The sequence below is a fragment of the Streptomyces sp. HB132 genome (genome assembly GCF_016909575.1).
Classification (GTDB): Bacteria; Actinomycetota; Actinomycetes; order Streptomycetales; family Streptomycetaceae; genus Streptomyces.
Window position 1 is genome coordinate 100,723 of the sequence record NZ_JAFBGA010000003.1, and the last position, 21,855, is coordinate 122,577.

Genomic DNA, 21,855 nt, shown 5'->3' on the forward strand with positions numbered 1-21,855 from the left:
TCCAGCGGTGCGGGGTCAGATGCTGCGAGGTCTCGCGGTGGTGCGGAACGTGGTGAAGCCTGCTGTGCCGGAGGGCCCGCCACCTGCCGGTGCGGTGGCGAAGAGGCCCAGCAGCGCGCCGACCCAGCGCCAGGGGGTGGCGGCGAAGACCTGGCCGGTCGGCCGGAAGCCGGTCCCGTCCCCGGTGTCCGCGGAGAAGCGGCATCGGGCGCCCCGGGTGACCTCGATCCGGACGCGGACGGCGGCGTCGGGCGCGGGGCGGGGATGGCCGGCGTCCCGCTCGTGCTCGGCCACGGATTCGGCGTACCGGTGCACGAGGCTTGTCGCCCCGTCGGCCCCGGCCTCCAGGCCGATCCACGAGAAGGCGTCCCCGAGCACGGCGAGCCCGGCCTTGGCCCCCGGTTCGCGGGTGTCCAGCGCGATGCCCACCTCGACGGTGAACTCCTCGGCGGGAAGCCGCTGTACCAGGACGTTGGGCAGGGCGCGCAGATCGTGCGCGTAAGCGGTCCGCACGCAGCTGAGGCGCAGCCCGTCGCCTCCGTGGCCGACCGTCCAGCCGGGTCGCGGGTTGGCCGTCCACTGCCACTGACGGCCGTGGCGCCCACCGGGGAAGTCGTCGCTGGAGGCCGGTGCCTCGGCCGGCTGCTCCGGGGCCTCGGGGCGGCGGTGCGTGAGGACGGGTTCGCCTTCGTCGCCGATGACGGGCCAGCCCTCGCCGTCCCAGCGCATCGGCTGGAGGTGGACCACGCGGCCGTACGCTCCGCGGGCCTGGAAGTGCAGGAACCAGTCCTCACCCGCGGCGGTGCGGACCCAGCCGCCCTGGTGCGGGCCGTTGACCTCGGTGCTGCCCTGCGCGAGGACGACCCGCTCCTCGTAGGGGCCGGCGAACGTCCGCGAGCGGAAGGCGCCCTGCCAGCCGGTCTCCACTCCCCCGGCCGGGGCGAAGATCCAGAAGTGGCCGTCGTGGCGGTAGACCTTGGGGCCCTCCAGGGTGAACCAGCCCGGGATCGTGTCGGCGTCGACGAGGGTCGTGCCCTCGTCGAGGAGCTCGCGTCCGTCGGGGCTCATGCGGTGGCCGGTGAGCCGGTTCTTGATGCCGGAGCGGGACTTCGCCCAGGCGTGCACCAGGTAGGCCTCACCTGTCTCCTCGTCCCACAGGGGGCAGGCGTCGATCAGGCCCTTTCCCGCCTTGACCAGGTGCGGGGCGCTCCAGGGGCCGCGGATGTTCTCGGCGTTGATCTGCTGGATGCCGTGGTCGGGGTCGCCCCAGAAGATCCAGAAGCGTCCGGCGTGGTGGCGCAGCGACGGCGCCCACACCCCGCAGTCGTGGCGAGGCACGGCGAAGTCGGCGTCCGGGCCGAGCCGTTCGAGGGCGTGGCCGACGAGGGCCCAGTTGACGAGGTCGCGGGAGTGCAGCAGGGGCAGTCCGGGGACGCGGCCGAAGCTGGAGGCGGTGAGGTAGTAGTCGTCGCCGACGCGGACGACGTCCGGGTCGGACCAGTCGGCGTTCAGGACCGGGTTGCGGTAGGTGCCGTTCCCGAGGTCGGCTCTCCAGGGCATCGTCATGCGGCGACCGCCTTGCGGACGTGGGCGGCCGCGGCGTCCCGGCCGAGGCGTCCGTCGGCGACGACGGTGATGATCCGGCGTACGACGGTGGCTCCGGCGGCGACGGGGAGGCGGCGGTCGGCGGCGAGGGAGGAGCCGACCCCCGGGTATTCGGTGGTCCGTACGAACCACGGGTCGCGCCGCGTCTCGTCGGTCGCGCCGGCGAAGACCAGGGTCCAGCCGTCCCCGGTGAGGGCCAGCCAGTCGGCCGCCCTGCCGTGCACGGCCTCCTCGCCGTCGAGGGTGCCGCTGAACACCGCCGGCGGCGCGGCCTCCTTGGGCGCGCGCCAGAAGAAGCCGCCGTAGCCGGCGCCGGGGCGGCCGTTGGTGGCGGGGCTGCCGATGGAGAGGTCCGTCCCGCCCCGGTTGGTGAGGGAGAAGGAGAAGTCCAGCGCCCAGGCGGTGTCGGAGAGTCCGCTCGCGGCGACGGTGCGGTGCTCGCGCAGCAGTTCGGTGCCGTCGGCCTCCCAGCTGAGCTCCTCCACGAAGCCGTCCGGGTCGCGGAGCTTCCAGCCGAGGTGGCGCTGCGTCCCGTGGTTGTCGAGCTCGGTGGGGCCCTGGTCGCGGACGAAGGTGCGCCCGCCCCAGAAGTTGTGCCCGGCAACGTCGGGCACCGCGACGGAGGCGCCCAGGTGGTGGATGTGGTCGGCCGGTCGCTCCTCGGTGACGGGGGTGCCCGCGAGGGTGGTGACGGGGTGGAGGTAGGGCCGGCCGTCCGTCCCGGGCCGGTAGCTGTAGCGGCCGACGGGGCGTCCGGCGCAGCTGAGGACTGCGGTGCTCATGGTGTGCTCACCTCGCTGGGGCGCGCCCAGGAGGCGCCTAGTTCGGAGAAGAGGCTGAGGGTGTCGGCCGCGGAGGCGACGGTGCCGTCGATGCCGCGCACGATGCGCCGTACGCCGTCGCCCCGGTCGGCGGGCCGGGTGTGCCAGGCGGTGGCGGGCAGCGCGGTGGGCTCGGGGGCGGTGCGCACCGCTTCGAGGACCCGCATGAACGCGCCGGTGCGCTCCGGCGGTACGAGGAGCTCGGTGCCGTGCTCCAGGTGGCCGACGAGGTTCTCCAGGAGGTCGGTCCGCCCGTGCACGGCCTCCTCGGGGCCGTGTCCGGCGCGCTGGACGAGGACCCGGTCCTGCTTGTACCAGAAGGTGATGCGGCCGCGGTCGCCGTGGACGATCACATAGGGTTCGCCGGCCTCCTCCGCGCAGAGGGTGACCGCGACGGTCACCGGCGTCCCCGCGGTGGTGGTGACCCGGACACAGCTGGTGTCGTCGGACTCGATGTCGTGGGCCCGGAAGAGTTCGGTCTCGATGGAGGCCACGTCCTCGGAGGTTCCCGGACCGGCGAGTTCGAGCGCCGTGGCGACGGCGTGTGCCAGCGGGTTGGTCAGCACTCCGTCGACCACGTCGGTGCCGCCCATCCTGCGGCGTCCGGCCCAGGGTGCCCGCCGGAAGTAGACGTCGTCGCGGACCCAGGCGCCCGCGGCGCCGATGCCCCGGACCGTGCCGATCGCCCCGGAGCGTACGAGGTCCTTGATGGCGGGCACGGCGTGCGAGCCGAAGGACTGGAAGCCGATCTGGCACGCGATGCCGGCCTCCCGGACCCCGTCGGCCATGCGGGCGTAGTCGGCCCAGGTCGCCGCCGGCGGCTTCTCGAGGAGGAGGTGGACGCCGCGGGCCGCCGCCGTCAGGGCCAGGGTGGTGTGCGTCGGGATGGGGGTGCAGATGACGGCGGCGCGTGCGCCGGTGGAGTCCAGGAGGGCCCCGAAGTCGGCGGACTGCTCGGGCATCTCCTCGGCGAACAGGTCGAGTTCACCGTCGGTCAGGGGGTTCAGTTCGCAGATTCCGGCCAGTCTGACCAGGCCCTGGTGCTGGAGCCGGCGGATGTTGGCTAGGTGCCAGCGGCCGTGGCCGCGGGCGCCGGCCAGGACGAGGGGCACGGGGGTGGTGGTGTTCAACGGTCCGCCCTCCCCTCTCCGCAGCGAAGCTTCCTGGTCATGTCCGTCATCCCTTCACGGCTCCGGCGCTGAAGCCGGTGATGAGCCACTTCTGGATGAAGGCGAAGACGATCACCACGGGCACCGCCGCGATGACACCGCCCGCGGCCAGCGCGCCCAGGTCGACGCTGTCGGCGCCGATCAGGGTGTTGAGGCCGACCGGGATCGTCTGCTTGTCCTGTTCGCTGAGGAACATCAGGGCGAACAGGAAGTGGTTCCAGCTGTGGACGAAGGCGAACGAGCCGACCGCGATCAGCCCGGGGCGCAGCAGCGGCAGGACGACCGAGCAGAAGGCCTTGAAGCGTGAGCAGCCGTCCACCCAGGCCGCCTCTTCGAGGGAGACCGGCACGTTCTTGATGAAGCCGCTGATCAGGATGATCGACAGGGGGAGCTGGAAGACGGTCTCCGCGATGACGACACTCCCCAGGGAGTTGATCATCTGGAGATTCTTGAAGATCTCGAACAGCGGCACGAGCATCAGGGCGCCCGGGATGAACTGCGAGCAGAGCAGCGCCAGCATGAAGGCGCCCTTGATCTTGAAGTCGAACCGGGCCAGGGCGTAGCCGCCGGCCAGCGCGACGAGGGTCGTGGCGATGAGCGTCGCGACGCCGACGAGCATGCTGTTCTGGAAGAAGACGGCGAAGCTGCGCTCGTTCCAGACCTTGGAGAAGTGGTCCCCCGTCATCGGCCAGGGCACCAGCGAGGTGGATCCCGCGGGCCGGACGGCGAAGAGGAACATCCAGTAGAACGGGATGAGCGTGAAGAGCAGGTAGATGCCGAGCGGCAGATAGATCTGCCAGCGCGGTACGTCGTCGAAGGCACGCTCGCGCTTGGTGCGGCGGGGCGAGGAGGGCGGCGGGAGGTCGGTTCCCCCGGACGGTCCCGGCGTGCGGGCGTCGTTCTTCTCCACGAGTGCGGCGGTCACTTGTTGTCGCCTCCGAACTTGCTCAGGCGCAGATAGACGATCGAGCAGAAGAGGAGGATCACGAAGGCGACGGTGGTGAGCGCGGAGGCGTACCCGAAGTCGTGGCCCTCGATGCCTGTGTTGGCGACGTAGAGGGGCAAGGTGGTGGTCTCACCCGCGGGCCCGCCGCCGGTGAGGGTGTAGAGCAGGTCGACGTTGTTGAACTCCCAGACCCCGCGCAGCAGGGTGGCCAGGATGATCGCGTCGCGCAGGTGCGGGAGCGTGATGTGGAAGAACTGCCGCAGCCGGCCGGCGCCGTCCACCGACGCCGCTTCGTACAGCTCCTTGGAGACGGACTGCAGGTCGGCGAGGATGAGGATGGCGAAGAAGGGGACTCCGCGCCAGAGTTCGGAGACGGTGGCGGCCCAGAAGACGGTCCCGGTGTCGGAGAGGACCGAGGTGCCGTACTCACCGATGCCGGCGTCCGCGAGGTAGCGGCTGAAGCCGGTCGAGGAGTTGTAGAGCAGGATCCAGATGGTGCTGGTCAGCACGCCGGAGACGGCCCAGGGCGAGAAGACCATGGCGCGCGATATGCCGCGGCCGATGAAGGTCTGGTTGACGATCAGCGCGAGGGCGAGGCCGAGTGCGAGCTGCAGCGTCACCTGGGTGAAGACCCACTGGGCGCTGAAGCCGAGCGTCGGCCAGAACTGCTCGTCCTCGGTGAAGATCCGGGTGAAGTTGTCGAGGCCGGCGAAGCCGTTCCGCCACGGCTTGGTGACGTTGTAGTTCTGCAGGCTGTAGTAGAAGACGCTGACCACCGGATAGGCGATGAAGCCCAGCATCAGCAGGCCCGCGGGCGCGATCAGCAGATACGGCAGACGGCGGGGGGTCGCCGAGCGGCGCTTGGGTGCCTGCCCCTTGGGGGGCGGTGTGGCCACGGCTGCGGATTGGGCCATGACGCGTCTCCGATCTCTGGAAAGTGCTGGATGTGCCGTTCTTTCGGTGCATGGTGCAAGCGCTTACCGCATGCCGTTCGGTATTCCGGACGGGGCGGCGCGCTGAATGCTGTTCGCCCGGTTCAGCCCGCGTACGGGTCGGGCACCTCTCCCTGGCGGGCGAGGAACGTGAAGTCGCAGCCGGTGTCGGCCTGGGTGATCTGGTCCTGGTAGAGCGCCCCGTAGCCGCGCCCGTAGCGGGCGGGCGGTTCGGTCCACCGGGACCTGCGGAGCTCCAGCTCCTCGTCGGACACGTCGAGGTGGAGGAGCCGTGCCTCGACGTCCAGCGTGATCAGGTCACCGGTGCGGACCAGGGCGAGCGGTCCGCCGACGAAGGACTCGGGTGCGATGTGCAGGACGCAGGCTCCGTAACTGGTGCCGCTCATGCGGGCGTCGGAGAGCCGGACCATGTCCCGTACGCCCTGCTTCAGCAGGTAGTCCGGGATCGGCAGCATGCCGTACTCGGGCATGCCGGGGCCGCCCTTGGGGCCGGCGTTGCGGAGTACCAGCACGTGGTCCGGTGTGATGGCCAGGGCCGGGTCGTTGATGGTGCGCTGAAGCTCCTTGTAGTCGTCGAAGACGACCGCGGGCCCGGTGTGGCGCAGCAGGTGCGGTTCGGCGGCGATGTGCTTGATGACCGCGCCGTCCGGACAGAGGTTGCCGCGCAGGACCGCCACACCACCCTCCTCGGCCAGCGGGTTGTCGCGCTCCCGGATGACGTCGGTGTTGTGGACGAGCGCCCCGTCGAGCTGTTCACGCATCGTGCCGTGCGTGACGGTGGGCCGGTCCAGGTGGAGTACGTCGGTGAGCCGGGCCAGGAATCCGGGCAGCCCTCCGGCGAAGTGGAAGTCCTCCATCAGGTACTTGCCGCCGGGGCGGAGGTTGGCGAGGACGGGCACGGTGCGGGCTATGCGGTCGAAGTCGTCCAGGGTGAGCTTCACCCCGGAGCGGCCCGCCATCGCGATCAGGTGGATGACGGCGTTGGTCGAGCCGCCGAGCGCGAGCACGGTGGCGACCGCGTCCTCGTAGGCGTCCGCCGTGAGGATCCGCGACAGCTTCAGCTGCTGCCACACCAGTTCGACGATGCGGATCCCGGACTGCGCCGCCATCCGGTCGTGACCGGAGTCCACGGCCGGGATGGAGGAGGCTCCCGGCACCGTGACGCCGAGCGCCTCGGCGGCGGCCGTCAGGGTCGAGGCGGTGCCCATCGTCATGCAGTGGCCAGGAGAGCGGGCGAGCCCGTTCTCCAGCTCGGCCATCTCGCAGTCGCCGATCAGGCCGGCCCGCTTGTCGTCCCAGTACTTCCACATGTCCGTGCCGGAGCCGAGGACCTCGTTGCGCCAGTGGCCCGGCAGCATCGGCCCGGCGGGCACGAAGACGGTCGGCAGGTCGACGGAGGCGGCGCCCATCAGGAGCGCGGGCGTCGACTTGTCGCAGCCGCCCAGCAGCACGGCGCCGTCGACGGGGTAGGAGCGCAGCAGCTCCTCCGTCTCCATCGCCAGCATGTTGCGGTACAGCATCGGGGTGGGCTTCTGGAAGGTCTCCGAGAGTGTGGAGACCGGGAACTCGAGCGGGAAGCCGCCCGCCTGCCAGACGCCCCGCTTGACCGCCTGCGCCCGCTCGCGCAGGTGGACGTGGCAGGGGTTGATGTCGGACCAGGTGTTGAGGATCGCGATGACCGGCTTGCCCAGGTGCTCCTCGGGGAGGTAGCCGAGCTGCCGGGTGCGGGCGCGGTGGCTGAACGAGCGGAGGCCGTCCGTGCCGTACCACTGGTGGCTGCGCAGCTCCTCGGGGGTGATGCGGCGGTCCGCCGCGCCGGTGCCGGTCACATCGACCACCCGGCGACCAGGCTCGCGACCTCGGCGCGCTGCTCCTCGGGGAGTTCCCGGCTCGGTGCGCGTACGTCGCGTCGGCAGAGGCCGAGGGAGGCCAGGGCCTCCTTGACGACGGTCACGTTGTTGGCGGACTGCCGGTCGGCGCGCAGGTCCTCGAAGCGGCGGATCTGCTCCCAGACCTTCATCGCCGCGAGGTAGTCGCCCGCCCGCAGCGCCTCCAGCATGGCAAGCGATACACCGGGGGCGACGTTGACGAGTCCGGAGGTGAAGCCGGTGGCGCCGGTGGCGAAGTAGGAGGGGGCGTACAGCTCGGCGAGGCCGGCGACCCACACGAACCGCTCCAGTCCGGCGTCCCGGGCGAACGCCCCGAAGCGGGCGGCGTCGGGGACGGCGTACTTCACGCCGATGACGTTGGGGCAGCTGTCGGCGAGCTCGGCGAGGCGCTCCCCGGCGAGCAGCGGGTTGCGGATGTACGGCACGACTCCGAGCTCGGGGACGGCCTCGGCGATGGCCCGGTGGTAGTCGATCCAGCCGTCCTGCGAGACGTAGGGGTGGACCGGCTGGTGCACCATCACCGCCTCGGCGCCGATATCCCTGGCGTGCCGGGCGGTGGCGACGGCGGTCGGTACGTCGTGCCCGACCCCCACCAGGACGGTGGCGCGGCCACCGGCGACCTCGGCGGTGAGCTCGGTGACGGTACGCCGCTCGTCGGGGGTGAGCGCGTAGAACTCACCGGTGTTGCCGTTCGGGGTGACGATGCGGACACCGCCGTCGAGCAGCCGTCGCAGCAGGGCGCGGTGCGCCGGGACGTCGATGGTGCCGTCCTCGGCGAACGGGGTCACCGGGATCGCCACTACGTCTGCGAGGGCCGCCTTCAGCGGGGAGAAGTCCATGCGGACTGACCTTTCGTCGAGGTGCTGGTGATCCGTGTCCAGCTGGTGGTTCACGCCGTGTCACCCCCGTCTTCTTCGTCGGGGAAGGCACGGCGTACGAACGATGCGATGTGGTCGTGCAGGGCACCTGCGGCGGCTTCCGCGTCGTCGGCGAGAGCGAGCCGCAGGATCTCGCGGTGCTCCGCCGCCTCGCGTTCCCAGGTGGGGATGGCCGTCCAGGCCACGGTCGACACGAGTGCCGCCTGGTCGCGGATCTCGTCGAGCATCCGGGCGAGCAGCGGGTTGCCGCAGGGCAGGTAGAGGGCCCGGTGGAAGTCCCGGTTGGCGAGCGACCGGTCCGCCTTGTCGATCGCCGAGTCGGCGCGTTCCAGGGCCTCCTGGGCCGCTTCCAGCGAGCTCTTGCGGGTGATCGAGCGGCGCAGCGCCTCGGGCTCGAGGAGCAGGCGCACGTCGTACACCTCCCGCGCCATGGTCGCGTCCACGAGCCGTACGGTGGCACCCTTGTACTGGCTCATGACCACGAGCCCGGTACCGGCGAGCGTCTTCAGCGCCTCACGTACGGGTGTCTTGGACACCCCGAACTGCGCGGCGAGTTCGGTCTCCACGAGCGCCTGACCGGGCTTCAGCTGCGCGGTGAGGATCGCGTGCTTGATCGCCTCCAGCACGTACTGGGTCCTGGACGGAATCGGGGCAGGCGCAAAGGTCATGGGTGAAGAGCTCTCGCATCTCGCGTATGGCGTCTCATATATGACGTACGAAGTACGACGCGATGAAGCTAGAGCGGTGGGAATGTTTCGTCAACGCTTCTGGCGAAAGAAGTTCGGCGAACGCGGAACCGTGACGCTCCCGGGGCGCCCGCGCGGCGCCCGGGACGCGAACGGCGCAGGCCCCCGGCCGCTCGCCGGGGACCTGCGCTTCTGGGGGGCGCCGGGCGCCCGGGGATCAGCCGCCGCGGACGGCTGCCAGGGCCTTCGTGACGGCGTCCAGGTCCGGCCCGGAGGCCAGGCCCGCATGGTAGAGGCGCAGTTCGTTCGCGCCGAGCGAGGCCGCGTGCGCGGCGTCCCGCGCCAGCGTGCCGGGGCTGCCGCCCATGCCGGTGACCACGTTGAAGTTCGCGGCCAGCACCCCGGACAGTCCGGCGAACGGCCCGAGCACCGCCTCACGTGCCGCGTCGCCGCCGGTGCAGGGCAGCACGACACCGTCCGCGGCGGCCAGGATGTGGGCGGGATCCGTCCCGACGTTGGCGCCGGTGCGGTGGGGGGCCGGGTCGGCGTGCAGCAGGACCTGGAAGCCCGGTGCCGGTGCCGCCGCGGCGCGGACGGCGGCCACGGCGGCCTCCTGGAGGCCCCTGGCGACCTGCCGGCGCCACCGCAGGGTGGCGTCGGCCAGGCCGGCGCCGAGCAGTTCCTCCACCCCGGCCCATCCCTGCCCGCCGGAACCGGATTCGGCCCAGACTGGTTCCAGGGCGTGGCGCACGGCGGCGCGCAGCTCCTCGGCGTCCAGCCCGACACCGGCGTATCCGGCCCGGCAGTCCCCGCAGAAGCAGAGGGACATCAGGTACTGCGCCGCGTCCCCGAGGGCGACCCCGGAGACCTTGTCGTGGGCGTGCAGATGGGCGAAGCCGTACCAGCCGCACGACTCCAGCTCGGTGCCCGACGTTCCAGGGCGCACGGCCGCCTCCGCCGCCAGGTCCACCAGGTAGGCGTGGACGGCGGGCCGCGCGATGCAGGGCGCCCAGGGGTAGCGGTCGCCGTAGGCGTTGACGACGGAGGTGTCCGGATGCTCCGCGCCGAGGCGGGAGTTGTGCGCGAGGACCACCCACGAGTGCACCTGGAGGCCGGCGCCCGCCAGGGCCTCGGCGGCCTCGGCGTACGGGTCCTCCCCCGCCACCCAGGACTGGGTGCGGGGCCGCAGCTCACGCCCCGCCCAGCGCGTGGCGTCGGGCGGGTAGAGCACCGCCGCGTGCTCGGCGGTGACGATCCGGCGGCCGGGGTGGCGCGGAGTCAGGGCCCGGGTGGAGTGGTAGGCGGAGGCCAGCGTCACCTGCTGGACGCCGAGACCCGCGAGGCGGTCCGCGGCGCCCGGGTCCCCCACGACGTCCCAGGGGTAGAGGAAGGCGGAGGCTTTCACCTGACGTCCCCCGCGTGCTTCTCCAGCAGCGCGCGTCCGGCGGCGATGATCGCGGCCAGCTCCTCGACGTGCGCGGCCGGGGGCTCGGTGAGCGGGGTGCGCACCGGGCCGACCTCCAGGCCTTCGAGCCGGACGGCTGCCTTGACGAGCGACACCGCGTAGCCGCGGCCCTTGTCCCTCAGTTCGACGAGCGGCCGGTAGAAGTGGTCGAGCAGCGCGTTGACCAGGCCGTCGTCGCCCGACTCCAGAGCCCGGTAGAAGGCGAGGGCGATGTCGGGGGCGAAGGCGAACACGGCGGAGGAGTAGAGCGTGACGCCGATGCCCCGGTAGGCGAGCCCGGTGAGCTCGGCGGTGGGCAGCCCGTTGAAGTAGAGGAAGTCCTCGCCCGGAAGCGCGGTGCGCACGGCGCTGACGATGCGCTGCATCCGGTCGAGGTCGCCGTGGCCGTCCTTGAGTCCGATGATCCCGGGGGTCCGGGCCAGTGCGACGACGGTCTCCGGGGTGAAGAGCACGTTGTCCCGCTGGTAGACGATGGTCTCCAGCGAGGTGGCGGCGGCGAGGGCGGCGTAGTGGGCCAGCAGCCCCTCCTGGCCGGCGACGACGAGGTAGGGCGGCATGGCGAGGAGACCGTCCGCTCCCGCCTCCTCCGCGATCTTCGCGTACTGGACCGCGAGCGCGGTGCCGTAGCCGGCACCGGCGACGACGGGCACCTGCCCCGCGGCCTCCTCGACGGCCGCCCGGACGACGGTCCGGAACTCGTCCGGGGCCAGGGCGTGGAACTCGCCGGTACCGCAGCAGGCGAAGACGGCTGCGGCCCCGGCGTCGATCCCCTTGCGCACGTGCGCGCGGAAGACGTCGGGGTCGACGGCGCCGTCAGGCCCGTAGGCGGTGACGGGGAAGAAGAGCGGCCCGGCGACATCGGTGAGTCGGGCGGCAAGGGGGGCTGAGGTCACGGGCGCTCCCTGGGCAGATCCAGCGTGCACAATTATGATCGGTGTCCATATTTCTGAACGCCGCCACGCTAAGCCAGTCGCGCGGCGCCGGTCAAGAGACGAACAGCCAACCCCGAGGCGGAGCGACCCACATGGAGCGACACTTGACGGAGCCCGCCACGAGTTCTTAGCTTGTCCACGCATGTGAATGCCGACCACGCAGTTGCCGCACCGGGCGGTTGCGTGACATCTGCGTGCCACGCGTACCTTGCCGTCCGCACATCCGGCCCCGCGCAGCACAGCACCGTCCGCGCACACCGCGTGCGCGCCCTGAGCACCTGCGCCCGCACCGAGGAGATCCCCGTATGCCCGCTCCCCGCACCGTCCTGCTCACCGGCGCCGCCGGCGGCCTCGGCACCCTGATGCGGGGGCTGCTCCCCGCGTACGGCTACGACCTCCGGCTCCTCGACCTCACCCCCATCGAGGGCGAACCGGACGCCGTCACCGCCGACCTCGGCGACAAGGACGCGCTGCGGGAGGCCGTGCGGGGGGTCGACGCGGTCATCCACCTCGCGGGCATCTCCCTGGAGGCCCCGTTCGACAAGATCCTGCGCTCCAACATCGAGGGCACCTACAACCTCTACGAGGCCGCGCGCGAGGAGGGCGTCGGGCGCATCGTGTTCGCGTCCTCCAACCACGCCATCGGCTACACCCCGCGCCCCCTCGCCGGCGACCCGCTGATCCCCGTCGACACGCCCCGGCGCCCCGACACCTTCTACGGCCTGTCGAAGTCCTTCGGCGAGGACCTCGCGCAGTTCTACTGGGACAAGCACGGCATGGAGACCGTCTCCGTGCGCATCGGCTCCTGCTTCATGGAGCCGACGTCCGTACGGATGCTCTCCGTCTGGATGAGCCCCGGCGACGGAGCGCGCCTCCTCCACGCGGCCCTCACCGCCGAGGACGTGCAGCACACCGTGGTGTACGGCTCCTCCGACAACACCCGTCTCTGGTGGGACCTGACGACGGCCCGCTCCCTCGGATACGAACCGCAGGACGACTCCGAGCAGTACGCGGACAAGCTCGTCGCCGAGCACGGCGAGCTGGACCCCGAGAATCCCGACCACGCCCACCTCGGCGGCCACTTCGTCACGGACCCGCCGATCTGGCCCTATTAGGCCGTGTCCACGGAGTCCCCGCCCGCCCCGCGCGATGCCCGGGGCCGCGGACGCACGGCTTCAGTTCCCCTGCCGTGGCCTTTGCACGGAGAACTCGTTGCCGTCGGGGTCGAGCATCAGCAGCATGCCGCCCTCACCCTCGCCGGTGAGCGTCGCGCCGAGCGAGACCAGGCGGCCGACCTCCGCGTCCCGGTCGGCGCCTGCGGGGAGCGCGAGCTCGAAGTACAGCCTGTTCGTGCCCGCCTTCGGCGCCACCGGGGGACCACCCCAGGTGATCTTCGTACCGCCGTCCGGCGACTGGATCGCGGTCTCCTGCTCCTGGTCCCAGACCAGCGGCCAGCGCAGCGCCCCGCTCCAGAAGTAGCCGACCTCCTGCGTGCCGTCGCAGGCCAGCGCTCCGATGACACCGGTGTCGGCGAGGAACTCGTTGCCCGCCTCGATGACACAGAACTCGTTGCCGTCCGGATCGGCGAGCACCACATGCCCCTCTTCCGGGAGCTGGCCCACGTCGATGTGGATCCCGCCGAGTTCCAGCACCCTGGCCACCGTCTGCCGCTGATCCTCCGGGGAGGCGCTCGTCAGGTCGAAGTGCGCTCGGTTCTGAGCGGTCTTCGGCTCCCTGCCCGGCCGGAAGCGGATGCGGAACCCGGTGGGATCAGGGGGCAGGACGGCGATGTCGCCGTCCGGGCCGTCCACCTGTTCCCAGCCGAGGACCCCGGACCAGAACCGCGCCAGGCCGGACGGCCGGGTCGCGTTGAAGCAGATCGCGAACAGTTCACTGGCCATACCCGGTGCATCTCCGATACGTCGACGGTCGATACGGCGCCTCGCCCGCCGCGCGAGCGCAGCCTAGGGCCGCCGCGCGGCACCCGCATCCGAGTTTCCCCGGCGGGGGTCCGGCCGCCCCAACGGAACGACGTCGGGACGGGACGACGTCGGGACGGGACACCGGAGTTCACACCGGTGGGGCGGGCGCGCACCGGCTTTCCCGGGACGCCTCGTGGTGCGCAATTCCCCTGCCCGCGGCCGCGTGGACGGGCATCATACGACCATGCCGAAACCATCCGGATTCCAGTACGAGCAACAGGGCGACGTGAGCGTCACCGTGACCCACCACGGCCGCCCCGCGGGAACGCTGCGCGGCGACCGGGCGGCGAAGTTCCTGGCCGAAGTGACGTCGGGCGACGCCCAGCTCGTGATGGCGCGCTGGACGGGCGCGTACCGGCACGGCAACGAGCGCACAGCCCGCGAACACCCGCGCAACCGGCTGCGCGGCGGCCGCTGAGCCGTCCGGAGCAAACCCGCGAAGGTAAGGGAACGGCAAAGCCGGGTCGTTCGTTACCCCGTGCATGACCGCAATGACCCCCGGCTCGAACATCCCCCTCTCCGCCGCCCGCGTGGCGGTGGACGTCGCCGCCCCGGTGCGACTCGACGTCTCGGGCCTGCTGCTCACCGCCGACGGCAAGGTGCGCTCCGACGACGACTTCATCTTCTACAACCAGCCCGCGGGCCCCGGGGTGACCTACCGCTCCGGCGGCGGATCCGCACCCGACGCGATCGTGGTGGACACCACGGCGGTCCCCCCGGGCATCGAGAAGATCGTGGTCACGGCGAGCCCCGACGCCGCAGGCCAGACCTTCCAGGGCGTCGAGCCCACCGCCACCGTGCGCAACGCGGACGACGGCAGCGCGCTCGCGACCTTCACCCCGCCGCAGCTGGGCGGCGAGACGGCGCTGGTGGTCATCGAGATCTACCTGCGCAACGGCGCCTGGAAGGCGCGCGCGGTCGGCCAGGGCTATGCGAACGGGCTGGCGGGCATCGCCACGGACTTCGGCGTCTCGGTGGAGGAGCCCGCCGCGGCCGCGCCGCCCGTCCCGGCGGCGGCACCCGCCGCTCCCCCGGCACCCGTCGCTCCCCCGGCGCCGGCAGCGGCGCCCGTCGACCCCCGGATCGCCCCGCCGGCCCCCGCGGCGCCGCCGGCTCCCGCGGGCTCCGGCAAGGTCAACCTCGACAAGGGACGTATCAGCCTCCAGAAGAACCAGACGGTGTCCCTGGTCAAGGGCGGCAAGCCGCTGCTCTCGCAGGTGAAGATGGGCCTCGGCTGGGAGCCCGCGTTCCGCGGCAAGGACATCGACCTCGACGCCTCGGTGATCGCCTTCGGTCCCAACCGCAATCACCTGGACAGCTGCTACTTCGGCAAGCTCTCCATCCTCAACGGCGCGATCAAGCACTCCGGCGACAACCTCACGGGTGAGGGCGCGGGCGACGACGAGGTGATCGTCGTGGACCTCGGCCGGATCCCCGCCGACGCGACAGGGCTGGTCTTCACGGTCAACTCGTTCACCGGGCAGAAGTTCACCGAGGTGGCCAAGGCCTACTGCCGGCTGATCGACGCGGCCACCGGCGAGGAGCTGGTCCGCTTCGACCTGACAGGGGCTGAGCCGCAGACCGGCGTGATGATGGCCAAGCTGATCAAGCAGTTCTCGGGCGAGTGGGAGATGACCGGAATGGGCGACTTCGTGAAGTCTCGGACCGTTCGCGGCATGGTCAAGCCCGCCGCCAAGGCGCTGTAGCGCCGTCACCGGCCCCGGAACGGCTTCCGGGGCACCCGGCGGGTCTCCCCCTCAGGTGCCCCGGATCCGGAGAGTTTCCGGTGGGACGCGGTGCGTGCTCGTCCGCCCTCTCAGAGCTTGGTCAGCTTGGAATACGGGCTCAGGATCCTCCCCTGTCGCCCCGAGAAGTCGATGAGCACTGCGTCGTTGTCGCCCTCGACAGCAAGGACTCGGCCGAGTCCGAACTGGTCGTGCGACACCCTGTCGCCCACATCGAAGCATTCGACCGGTGGGGCCGCCTGGGCCGGGCGGTTGAAGGGACTGGAAGGCAGGTGACGCCGGGAACCGGCTGACTGTTTCATTACGGTCGAGTATGCGCCCTGTAAGCGCCCGACGCCATGCCCGACCGCTCCGGAGCGGTCAGTAGTGCCGGATTCGTAATCAGCGATTCCGGGGCCGGGCGGCGCTCCTGGCCGCTTCCGGCAAGGGCACCACGTGGAAAGCCGCGCCGAAAGGCCCCCCGAAGGTGTGGCGGTTCTCGCTTTCCGACGACACGTCCGAGCGGGCGCGCGCACTGCGTACGCGCCGCCCGCGACCGGGGTGTCAGCGCTTGTCGGGCTGGCGCTTCCAGGGGCCGGTGATGGCCAGCATGATGCCGGGGGTCTGGATGTTGGCGAACAGGGTCTTCCCGTCCGGCGAGAAGGTGACTCCGGTCATCTCGCTGTAGGAGGGGTCCTCCTCCGTCCCGCCGTTCAGGTCGTTGCGTGCGATCGGGTACGTGCGGCCGCTGTCCGTGGCGCCGAAGAGGTGCTGGACACCGTCGCCGTCCTCGGAGATGACGATGCCGCCGTAGGGAGAGACGGTGATGTTGTCCGGGCCGTCGAAGGCGCCGTCCTCGGACGGGTCGGCGTTGACGCCGAGGAGCACCTTCAGGGTCAGCGTGCGGCGCTTGGGGTCGTAGAACCAGACCTGGCCGTCGTGCGCGACCGGGCTCTCGTCACGCGCGAACGACGAGACGACGTAGGCGCCGCCGTCGCCCCACCACATGCCCTCGAGCTTGCGGGCGCGGGTGACCTGGGTGTCGTCGAACTGCTTGCGGACGGAGACGGACCTCGCGTCACGGTCGGGGACGTCGACCCAGTCCACGCCGTAGACGGTGCCGATCTCCGTGGCCCGGGACAGGTCGTCGACGAAGGCGCCCTTCCTGTCGAAGCACTTGGTGGCCTGGAGGACACCGGCGTCGTCGGCGAGGGTGCGCAGCTTGCCGCGGCCGTGCCTGAAGCCGTGCGGCGGGACCCAACGGTAGAGCAGCCCGTTGGGGCCGGACGCGTCCTCGGTCAGGTAGGCGTGGCCGAGCTTCGGGTCGATGACGACGGCCTCGTGGGCGTACCGGCCGAAGGCTTTGATCGGGCGCGGGTCGCGGTTGGCGCGCTTGTCGGAGGGGTCGACCTCGAAGACGTAGCCGTGGTCCTTGAGCAGGCCGTTCTTGCCTGCCTTGTCCTCGGTCTCCTCGCAGGTGAGCCAGGTTCCCCACGCGGTGCTGCCGCCGGCGCAGTTCGTCGACGTGCCGGCGATGCCCACCCACTCGGCGGTGCGGCCGTCGCGGCGGGTCTCCACGACGGTGCAGCCGCCGGCGGCCACCGGGTCGTAGACGAGGCCCTCGGTGAGCGGGACCGGGTACTTCCAGCCGGCACGGGTGCCGCTCAGCTCGTGGTTGTTGACGAGGAGCGTGACTCCGCGGGCGCCCTCGAAGGCGGCGGTACCGTCGTGGTTGGAGGGGGTCGGCTCGCCGGTCTCCAGCTTGGTGACACCACTGTGGGTGAGGACGCGGTACGAGAACCCGGCGGGCAGGGCGAGGATGCCCTTCGGGTCGTCGATCAGCGGTCCGTAACCCAGCTCCTTGCCGTGCCCGTGGCCCTTGTCGTCGTCGTGCCCGTTCCCCTGGCCGTGCCGCGCGTCCTCGGCGGCCAGCGCGCCGGGGGCCGTGGCCAGTGCGCCGACGGTGCCGGTCAGCGCTATACCGGCACCGGTGAGGGCGGACTTTCTGCTGAATTCCCTGCGCGTGATCGACATCGAGGACTCCTGGTGGTGCGTGGCCGGGTGGGTTGGCGCGATCACGCTCCCTCTCCCTCACCAACAGGAGTTGAACGACGAACGACGAGGAGCGGGCCTGCGCGTCAAGCCGTTCGGCGTTTGATGACAAAGCAGGTCACCGTGCGCCGGGTCGATCGGCCGCACCTGGCCGAAAAGCCTCCGCCGGGCCTCCGCACCCACTGCGGCTCAGCGCCCACTGCGGCTCAGCGCCTACCGCGGCTCAGCGCCTCCCGCCGCTCAGCTCCCGTCGTCTCCGCGTGGCCGGGCCCTCCGTCTCCCGCGGATCAGCCCTTCGCGCGCGAGCGGGCCTTGAAGGCGGCCTTGCGGGCGTCCTTCGCGATCTTCCGGTCGCGGTGCAGCCGCCCCACCGCCTCGAGCACCTCCGCCGTCGCGGGGTGCTCCACCCGCCAGGCCTGGTCGAAGAAGCCGCTGTGCTGGCCGGAGAGTCCCTCGACCAGTTCCTGGAGCTCGTCCAGGTCCCCGTCGGCGTCCAGTTGCGCGGCGATCGTGTCCACGGCGAGCCAGAAGATCATCGGCTCCGGGGGCGCCGGCACGTCGGCCGCACCGCGCTCCGCGAGCCAGACCCGGGCCAGGCCGCCGAGCTCGGGATCGCCGAGCACCGCGCGCACGGCGGGTTCGGCCTCCGGCCCGACCAGGGCGAGGGCCTGCTGGCAGTGGAGCCTGCGCAGCGGCGCGCGCCCGTCGGTGCCGCGCGCAGCGCCCAGGAGTTCGGCCGCGGCGGATTCCACGCCCCGCTCCGTGTGCCCTGCGAGCCAGAGACCGATCTCGGTGCGTGCGGCCTCCTCCGGGTAGTACGCGATCCCGTCGAGGAGGATGTCGGCCCCCCTGTCGGCGAGGTCACCGACGGCCGGCGCGTCGACACCGGCCTCCAGCATCCGCTCGCGGATGCCGTAGAGGCCGAGCGGGGTCAGCCTCACCATGCCGTAACGGGTGACGTCCTCGTCGTCGGCGGGCGGTGTCGCCTCCTCGCCCTCCTCGGTCAGCAGCGACTCGTCCACCGGCGTGTAGGCGACGATCCCGATGGGTTCGAGGACCCGGAACTGGTCGTCCAGCCGCATCATGGCCTCGGAGACCCGCTCCAGGACGTCGTCGGTGGGCTCGCCCATGTCCTCGGGCACCACCATGGACGCGGCGAGGGCGGGCAGCGGCACGGGGCCGTCGGCGGGTCCGGCGTCCGAGAGGGTCAGCAGGTAGAGGTTGGTGAGCACCCCGTCGAGGAAGTCGGCCTCCTCCTCCGGGTCCCAGTCGAGGGCGTCGAAGTCGACGCTGCCGTCCTCACCGATGAGGTCGGCGAAGTCGTCGAAGGCGGGGGCGGTGGCGTCCGCGTGGACGGCCTCCAGGCCGTCGAGCCAGATGGCGAGGACGTCCCCCGGCGACCCGGAGGTCAGCAGGGCCAGGTTCCCGCCGACCGTGACGGTACCCTCCGCCTCGCCTCCCGCGTCGTCGCCCGCGGCCTCGTCCTGCGGATCCTCGACGTCGACGAGCCCCGTGTCGACGGCGAGGCGCCATGCCTCGCTGGCGTACGCGGCACCGTCCTCGTCGTCGCCGAGCCCGAGGTGCTCGGCGGCCGCGGGCAACTGCGCGTCGACGAGTTCACCACCGGCGCCCACCCGGGTCGCCGGGCCCGCCCAGCGGGCGAGGCGGACGGCGCGGGCGAGCAGCGGAGCGGCCAGCGCGTCCCGTGCCAGTTCGGCCTCGGTGTGCAGCCGCACCGGCGGCAGGGAGGGGCGCTCTGCGGACATCAGGGGGTCTCCTCGGGGCATGCGCGGGCTGTGTGCAAGGGGCCGGCCCTGTGCGTACGGGTCCTCGGCCGCGGCCCCAGCGTAGACGCATTTCGTCCCGTCCCGCCCGGTTCTGCCACCACCCCACCGGGGACCGGCGCCCCGGTGGGGCGCATTGACGGTGCGCACGTCGCAACGAGCCCGGCCCGGAGGGTAGTTGCCCGGCGCGGAGGGGCCGCGCGACTCTCTTCCGGTCGCTCCCCGGAGGTGGCCGGACCACGGCCCCACACGTCAGAGGTGGCTGTCTCGGAGACCGGTCATCCGGTGTCCCCCGCGCGCCACGCCGTCGTGTTCAGCTCGTCCATCAGGCGAATGTCATGCCCCTCCAGAGGGAAGACCCGGGCCCCCGTGTCCGGTGCGGCGGCGATCTCCAGGGCGTCGCCCTCGATGAGATCGCCGCCCTCCTCGGTGGAGACCCAGGCGAGCGTCGACGTCACCTGCCCGCCGGGCTTCAGCGTCATTTCCTTCGGCCCCTGGTCGTTGCCGAACATCGAGCCTCCCGCGTTCACGGGGACGGGGATGCGCTCGCCGTCGTCGCCCAGCGCGCGGACCGACGGGTAGCCGTGGACGCGGTAGGGCCGCTTCCCGCAGTTGGTGAGGGTGAGCGTGACGGCGCGGTGGAACATCGCCGTCAGGACCGGCCCCATCTCCACGGCCGCGCCGGAGGCGGGGCAGTCGCCCGCCGGCACCGCGGGGCTCGGTGCGCCCTGGGCGGGGGCGTCCGCCGTGGCCCCGGTGTCCGGGTCCGCCGGCCGCGTCGTGACGGCCGGGCTCGGCGTCGGTTCCGGCTCCCCCTCACCCGCGGGGACGAGGAGTCCGGCGCAGCCGGAGAGCGTCAGTACGGCGCCCGTGAGCACGGCCGCCGAGATCGTCTTCCGTACGCGCATGCCGTGCATCCCACCCCTGGAACGGTCCGTCGCCACTCTGTTCGATCATGCCAGAAGGCCTTCCACCGTTCAGCGTCTCTTGCCCCTCACCCCAAGCAGATCTAAGTGGACCCGTACGGACCGGGCACCGAGACTGCGGAGATGACATCCCACTCGGCCGGACCCTTCGGCCGCGCCCTCTGCGCCATGATCACGCCGTTCACCGCCACGGGTGATCTGGATCTGGACGCCGCCCGCCGTCACGCCGCCCGTCTTGTCGCGGACGGCTGCGACGGTCTCGTGCTCAGTGGCACCACCGGCGAGTCCCCGACCACGACGGACGGGGAGAAGACCGCGCTGCTGCGGGCCGTCCGGGAGACCGTCGGCGACACGGTCCCGCTGATCGCCGGCGTCGGCAGTTCCGACACGCGGCACACGGTCCGGCTCGCGCAGGAGGCCGAGGCGGCGGGCGCCGACGGGCTGCTGGTGGTGACGCCGTACTACAGCCGTCCGCCCCAGGCCGCGGTGGAGGCGCACTTCCTCCGGGTCGCGGAGGCCACCGGCCTCGGGCTGATGCTGTACGACATCCCGGGCCGCACCGGCACGAGGATCGAACCCGCGACGCTGCTGCGTCTGGCGGGACATCCGCACGTCCTGGCGGTCAAGGACTGCTCGTACGACCTGCTCGGGGCCACCGGGGTGATGGCACGGACGTCACTGGCGTACTACTCGGGCTGCGAGGAGCTGAACCTCCCGTTGTACGCGCTGGGCGGCGCCGGCTACGTCAGCACGGTCGCCAATGTGGCCCCGCGCCAGATGCGGGCGGTGCTGGACGCGTTCGACTCCGGCGACACCGCGGAGGCCGCCCGTCTCAACGGGCTCACCGCCCCTCTCGTCGAGGCGATGATGGCCGCCGGCCTGCCCGGTACGGTCACGGCGAAGGCTCTCCTGGACGCGGGCCCGGTCCGTGAACCGCTGCAGCCCGCCGGCCGCGAGGCGACCGACGGGCTGCGTGGGGTGTACGGGGAACTACTCGCCGCTACCGACTAGTTGTGGCTGTGCAGTACGTCGTTGAGCCCGTCCCACACCGCGTTGTTCGGGCGGGCCTCGACGGCACCGGTGACCGAGTTGCGGCGGAAGAGGATGTTCGAGGCGCCGGACAGCTCCCGCGCCTTGACGACCTGCCCGTCCGGCAGCGTGACACGTGTGCCGGCGGTGACGTACAGCCCGGCCTCGACGACGCACTCGTCGCCGAGCGCGATCCCGATGCCGGCCTCGGCGCCGATCAGGCAGCGCTGTCCGATGACGATGCGCTCCTTGCCGCCGCCCGACAGCGTGCCCATGGTGGACGCGCCGCCGCCGATGTCGGACCCGTCGCCGACCACGACGCCCGCGGAGATACGGCCCTCGACCATGGAGGTGCCCAGCGTGCCGGCGTTGAAGTTGACGAAGCCCTCGTGCATCACGGTCGTGCCCGAGGCCAGGTGCGCCCCGAGCCTCACCCGGTCGGCGTCGGCGATCCGCACGCCCTTGGGCGCGACGTAGTCCGTCATCCGGGGGAACTTGTCCACCGAGGTGACCTGCAGGTGGAGGCCCTCGGCGCGCGCGTTGAGCCGGACCTTCTCCAGGTCGTCGACGGCCACCGGCCCGAGCGAGGTCCAGGCGACGTTCGCGAGGAAGCCGAAGATGCCGTCGAGGTTCTGCCCGTGGGGCTGGACGAGGCGGTGCGAGAGCAGGTGGAGCCGCAGGTAGGTGTCGTGCGCGTCGAGCGGCTTGTCGTCCAGCGAGGAGATGACCGTGGACACGGCGACGACCTCCACCCCGCGTCGGGCGTCCACACCGATGGCCTTGGCCGCCCCCTCACCGAGGCGGTTCACCGCCTCGTCCGCGCCGAGGCGCTGCGTCCCCGCCGGTCCGGGGTCGGCGACGAGCTCGGGGGCCGGGAACCAGGTGTCGAGGACGGTGCCGTCACCGGCGATGGTGGCGAGTCCGGCGGCGACGGCGCCGGTGGTGCGGGCGGAGCCCTGGGAAGTCGTGTCGGTCATGGACAGAACCTAACCGTCCGAGCCCCGCGCGGGCGAA

General features: G+C 71.9%; 20 protein-coding genes. 4 read left to right on the forward strand and 16 right to left on the reverse strand.

From position 1 onward, the window contains the following. Positions 1–15 precede the first annotated feature (15 nt). The 10 genes from JOC24_RS08155 to JOC24_RS08200 form a co-directional block, all read right to left on the reverse strand. Entirely contained in the window at positions 16–1,566 is a 1,551-nt protein-coding gene (locus tag JOC24_RS08155; RefSeq protein WP_205019458.1) for a glycoside hydrolase family 43 protein, read from the reverse strand. Further along, positions 1,563–2,387, reverse strand: coding sequence for a DUF6807 domain-containing protein (locus JOC24_RS08160; RefSeq protein WP_205019459.1), 825 nt, complete (start codon positions 2,385–2,387; stop codon positions 1,563–1,565). The genes JOC24_RS08155 and JOC24_RS08160 overlap by 4 nt, the downstream gene beginning before the upstream one ends. Then, positions 2,384–3,556, reverse strand: coding sequence for a Gfo/Idh/MocA family protein (locus JOC24_RS08165; RefSeq protein WP_205019460.1), 1,173 nt, complete (start codon positions 3,554–3,556; stop codon positions 2,384–2,386). The genes JOC24_RS08160 and JOC24_RS08165 overlap by 4 nt, the downstream gene beginning before the upstream one ends. Positions 3,557–3,602: 46 nt before the next feature. After that, the gene (locus JOC24_RS08170) at positions 3,603–4,520 is read right to left on the reverse strand and encodes a carbohydrate ABC transporter permease (protein WP_205019461.1); all 918 of its coding nucleotides are present in this window, start codon (positions 4,518–4,520) and stop codon (positions 3,603–3,605) included. Then, positions 4,517–5,455: a carbohydrate ABC transporter permease gene (locus JOC24_RS08175; protein WP_205019462.1), complete on the reverse strand. Its 939-nt coding sequence runs from the start codon at positions 5,453–5,455 to the stop codon at positions 4,517–4,519. The genes JOC24_RS08170 and JOC24_RS08175 overlap by 4 nt, the downstream gene beginning before the upstream one ends. 122 nt (positions 5,456–5,577) lie before the next feature. Next, the gene (araD, locus tag JOC24_RS08180) at positions 5,578–7,323 is read right to left on the reverse strand and encodes an L-arabinonate dehydratase (protein ID WP_205019463.1); all 1,746 of its coding nucleotides are present in this window, start codon (positions 7,321–7,323) and stop codon (positions 5,578–5,580) included. Continuing rightward, on the reverse strand, positions 7,320–8,222 hold the full coding sequence (locus JOC24_RS08185; protein WP_205019996.1) for a dihydrodipicolinate synthase family protein: 903 nt from the start codon (positions 8,220–8,222) through the stop codon (positions 7,320–7,322). The genes araD and JOC24_RS08185 overlap by 4 nt, the downstream gene beginning before the upstream one ends. 50 nt (positions 8,223–8,272) lie before the next feature. Beyond that, positions 8,273–8,929: a GntR family transcriptional regulator gene (locus tag JOC24_RS08190; RefSeq protein WP_205019464.1), complete on the reverse strand. Its 657-nt coding sequence runs from the start codon at positions 8,927–8,929 to the stop codon at positions 8,273–8,275. A gap of 235 nt (positions 8,930–9,164) precedes the next feature. Next, on the reverse strand, positions 9,165–10,352 hold the full coding sequence (locus JOC24_RS08195) for a hypothetical protein (RefSeq protein ID WP_205019465.1): 1,188 nt from the start codon (positions 10,350–10,352) through the stop codon (positions 9,165–9,167). Then, the gene (locus JOC24_RS08200; RefSeq protein ID WP_205019466.1) at positions 10,349–11,305 is read right to left on the reverse strand and encodes a 5-dehydro-4-deoxyglucarate dehydratase; all 957 of its coding nucleotides are present in this window, start codon (positions 11,303–11,305) and stop codon (positions 10,349–10,351) included. The genes JOC24_RS08195 and JOC24_RS08200 overlap by 4 nt, the downstream gene beginning before the upstream one ends. Positions 11,306–11,649: 344 nt before the next feature. Here JOC24_RS08200 and JOC24_RS08205 point away from each other — a divergent pair, with 344 nt between their 5' ends. Beyond that, complete coding sequence (locus JOC24_RS08205) at positions 11,650–12,459, forward strand: NAD-dependent epimerase/dehydratase family protein (protein ID WP_205019467.1); 810 nt, start codon at positions 11,650–11,652, stop codon at positions 12,457–12,459. A gap of 60 nt (positions 12,460–12,519) precedes the next feature. Here JOC24_RS08205 and JOC24_RS08210 read toward each other — a convergent pair whose 3' ends face one another. Then, complete coding sequence (locus JOC24_RS08210; RefSeq protein ID WP_205019468.1) at positions 12,520–13,245, reverse strand: VOC family protein; 726 nt, start codon at positions 13,243–13,245, stop codon at positions 12,520–12,522. 265 nt (positions 13,246–13,510) lie between these two features. On the opposite strand from JOC24_RS08210, the gene JOC24_RS08215 reads away from it, so the two are divergent. Together JOC24_RS08215 and JOC24_RS08220 are read left to right on the forward strand one after the other, a co-directional pair. After that, positions 13,511–13,744, forward strand: coding sequence for a hypothetical protein (locus JOC24_RS08215; protein ID WP_205019469.1), 234 nt, complete (start codon positions 13,511–13,513; stop codon positions 13,742–13,744). 64 nt (positions 13,745–13,808) lie between these two features. Continuing rightward, entirely contained in the window at positions 13,809–15,032 is a 1,224-nt protein-coding gene (locus JOC24_RS08220; RefSeq protein WP_205019470.1) for a TerD family protein, read from the forward strand. Positions 15,033–15,142: 110 nt separating this feature from the next. Here the strand turns inward: JOC24_RS08220 and JOC24_RS08225 are convergent, their stop codons facing one another. The 4 genes from JOC24_RS08225 to JOC24_RS08240 all read right to left on the reverse strand — a co-directional run bounded on the left by JOC24_RS08225 (position 15,143) and on the right by JOC24_RS08240 (position 19,794). Further along, entirely contained in the window at positions 15,143–15,373 is a 231-nt protein-coding gene (locus JOC24_RS08225; RefSeq protein WP_014156926.1) for a hypothetical protein, read from the reverse strand. A 241-nt stretch (positions 15,374–15,614) separates the two neighbouring features. Further along, positions 15,615–17,084, reverse strand: a complete 1,470-nt coding sequence (locus tag JOC24_RS08230; RefSeq protein WP_205019997.1) for an alkaline phosphatase PhoX — start codon at positions 17,082–17,084, stop codon at positions 15,615–15,617. Positions 17,085–17,389: 305 nt separating this feature from the next. Beyond that, positions 17,390–18,868 carry a hypothetical protein gene (locus tag JOC24_RS08235; RefSeq protein WP_205019471.1) on the reverse strand — a complete coding sequence of 493 codons (1,479 nt, stop codon included), beginning with the start codon at positions 18,866–18,868 and terminating at the stop codon, positions 17,390–17,392. Positions 18,869–19,164: 296 nt separating this feature from the next. Next, a complete protein-coding gene (locus tag JOC24_RS08240; RefSeq protein ID WP_205019472.1) occupies positions 19,165–19,794 on the reverse strand; it encodes a DUF4232 domain-containing protein in 630 nt (209 codons plus the stop codon). Between the two features lie 141 nt (positions 19,795–19,935). Between JOC24_RS08240 and dapA the strand changes: the two genes are divergently transcribed. Next, positions 19,936–20,823 (forward strand): 4-hydroxy-tetrahydrodipicolinate synthase, encoded by an 888-nt coding sequence (gene dapA / locus JOC24_RS08245; protein WP_205019473.1) that lies wholly within the window; start codon positions 19,936–19,938, stop codon positions 20,821–20,823. On the opposite strand, the gene dapD is transcribed toward dapA, so the two are convergent. Beyond that, on the reverse strand, positions 20,820–21,818 hold the full coding sequence (dapD, locus tag JOC24_RS08250; RefSeq protein ID WP_205019474.1) for a 2,3,4,5-tetrahydropyridine-2,6-dicarboxylate N-succinyltransferase: 999 nt from the start codon (positions 21,816–21,818) through the stop codon (positions 20,820–20,822). The two genes, dapA and dapD, sit on opposite strands and share 4 nt — an antisense overlap. Positions 21,819–21,855: the final 37 nt, after the last annotated feature.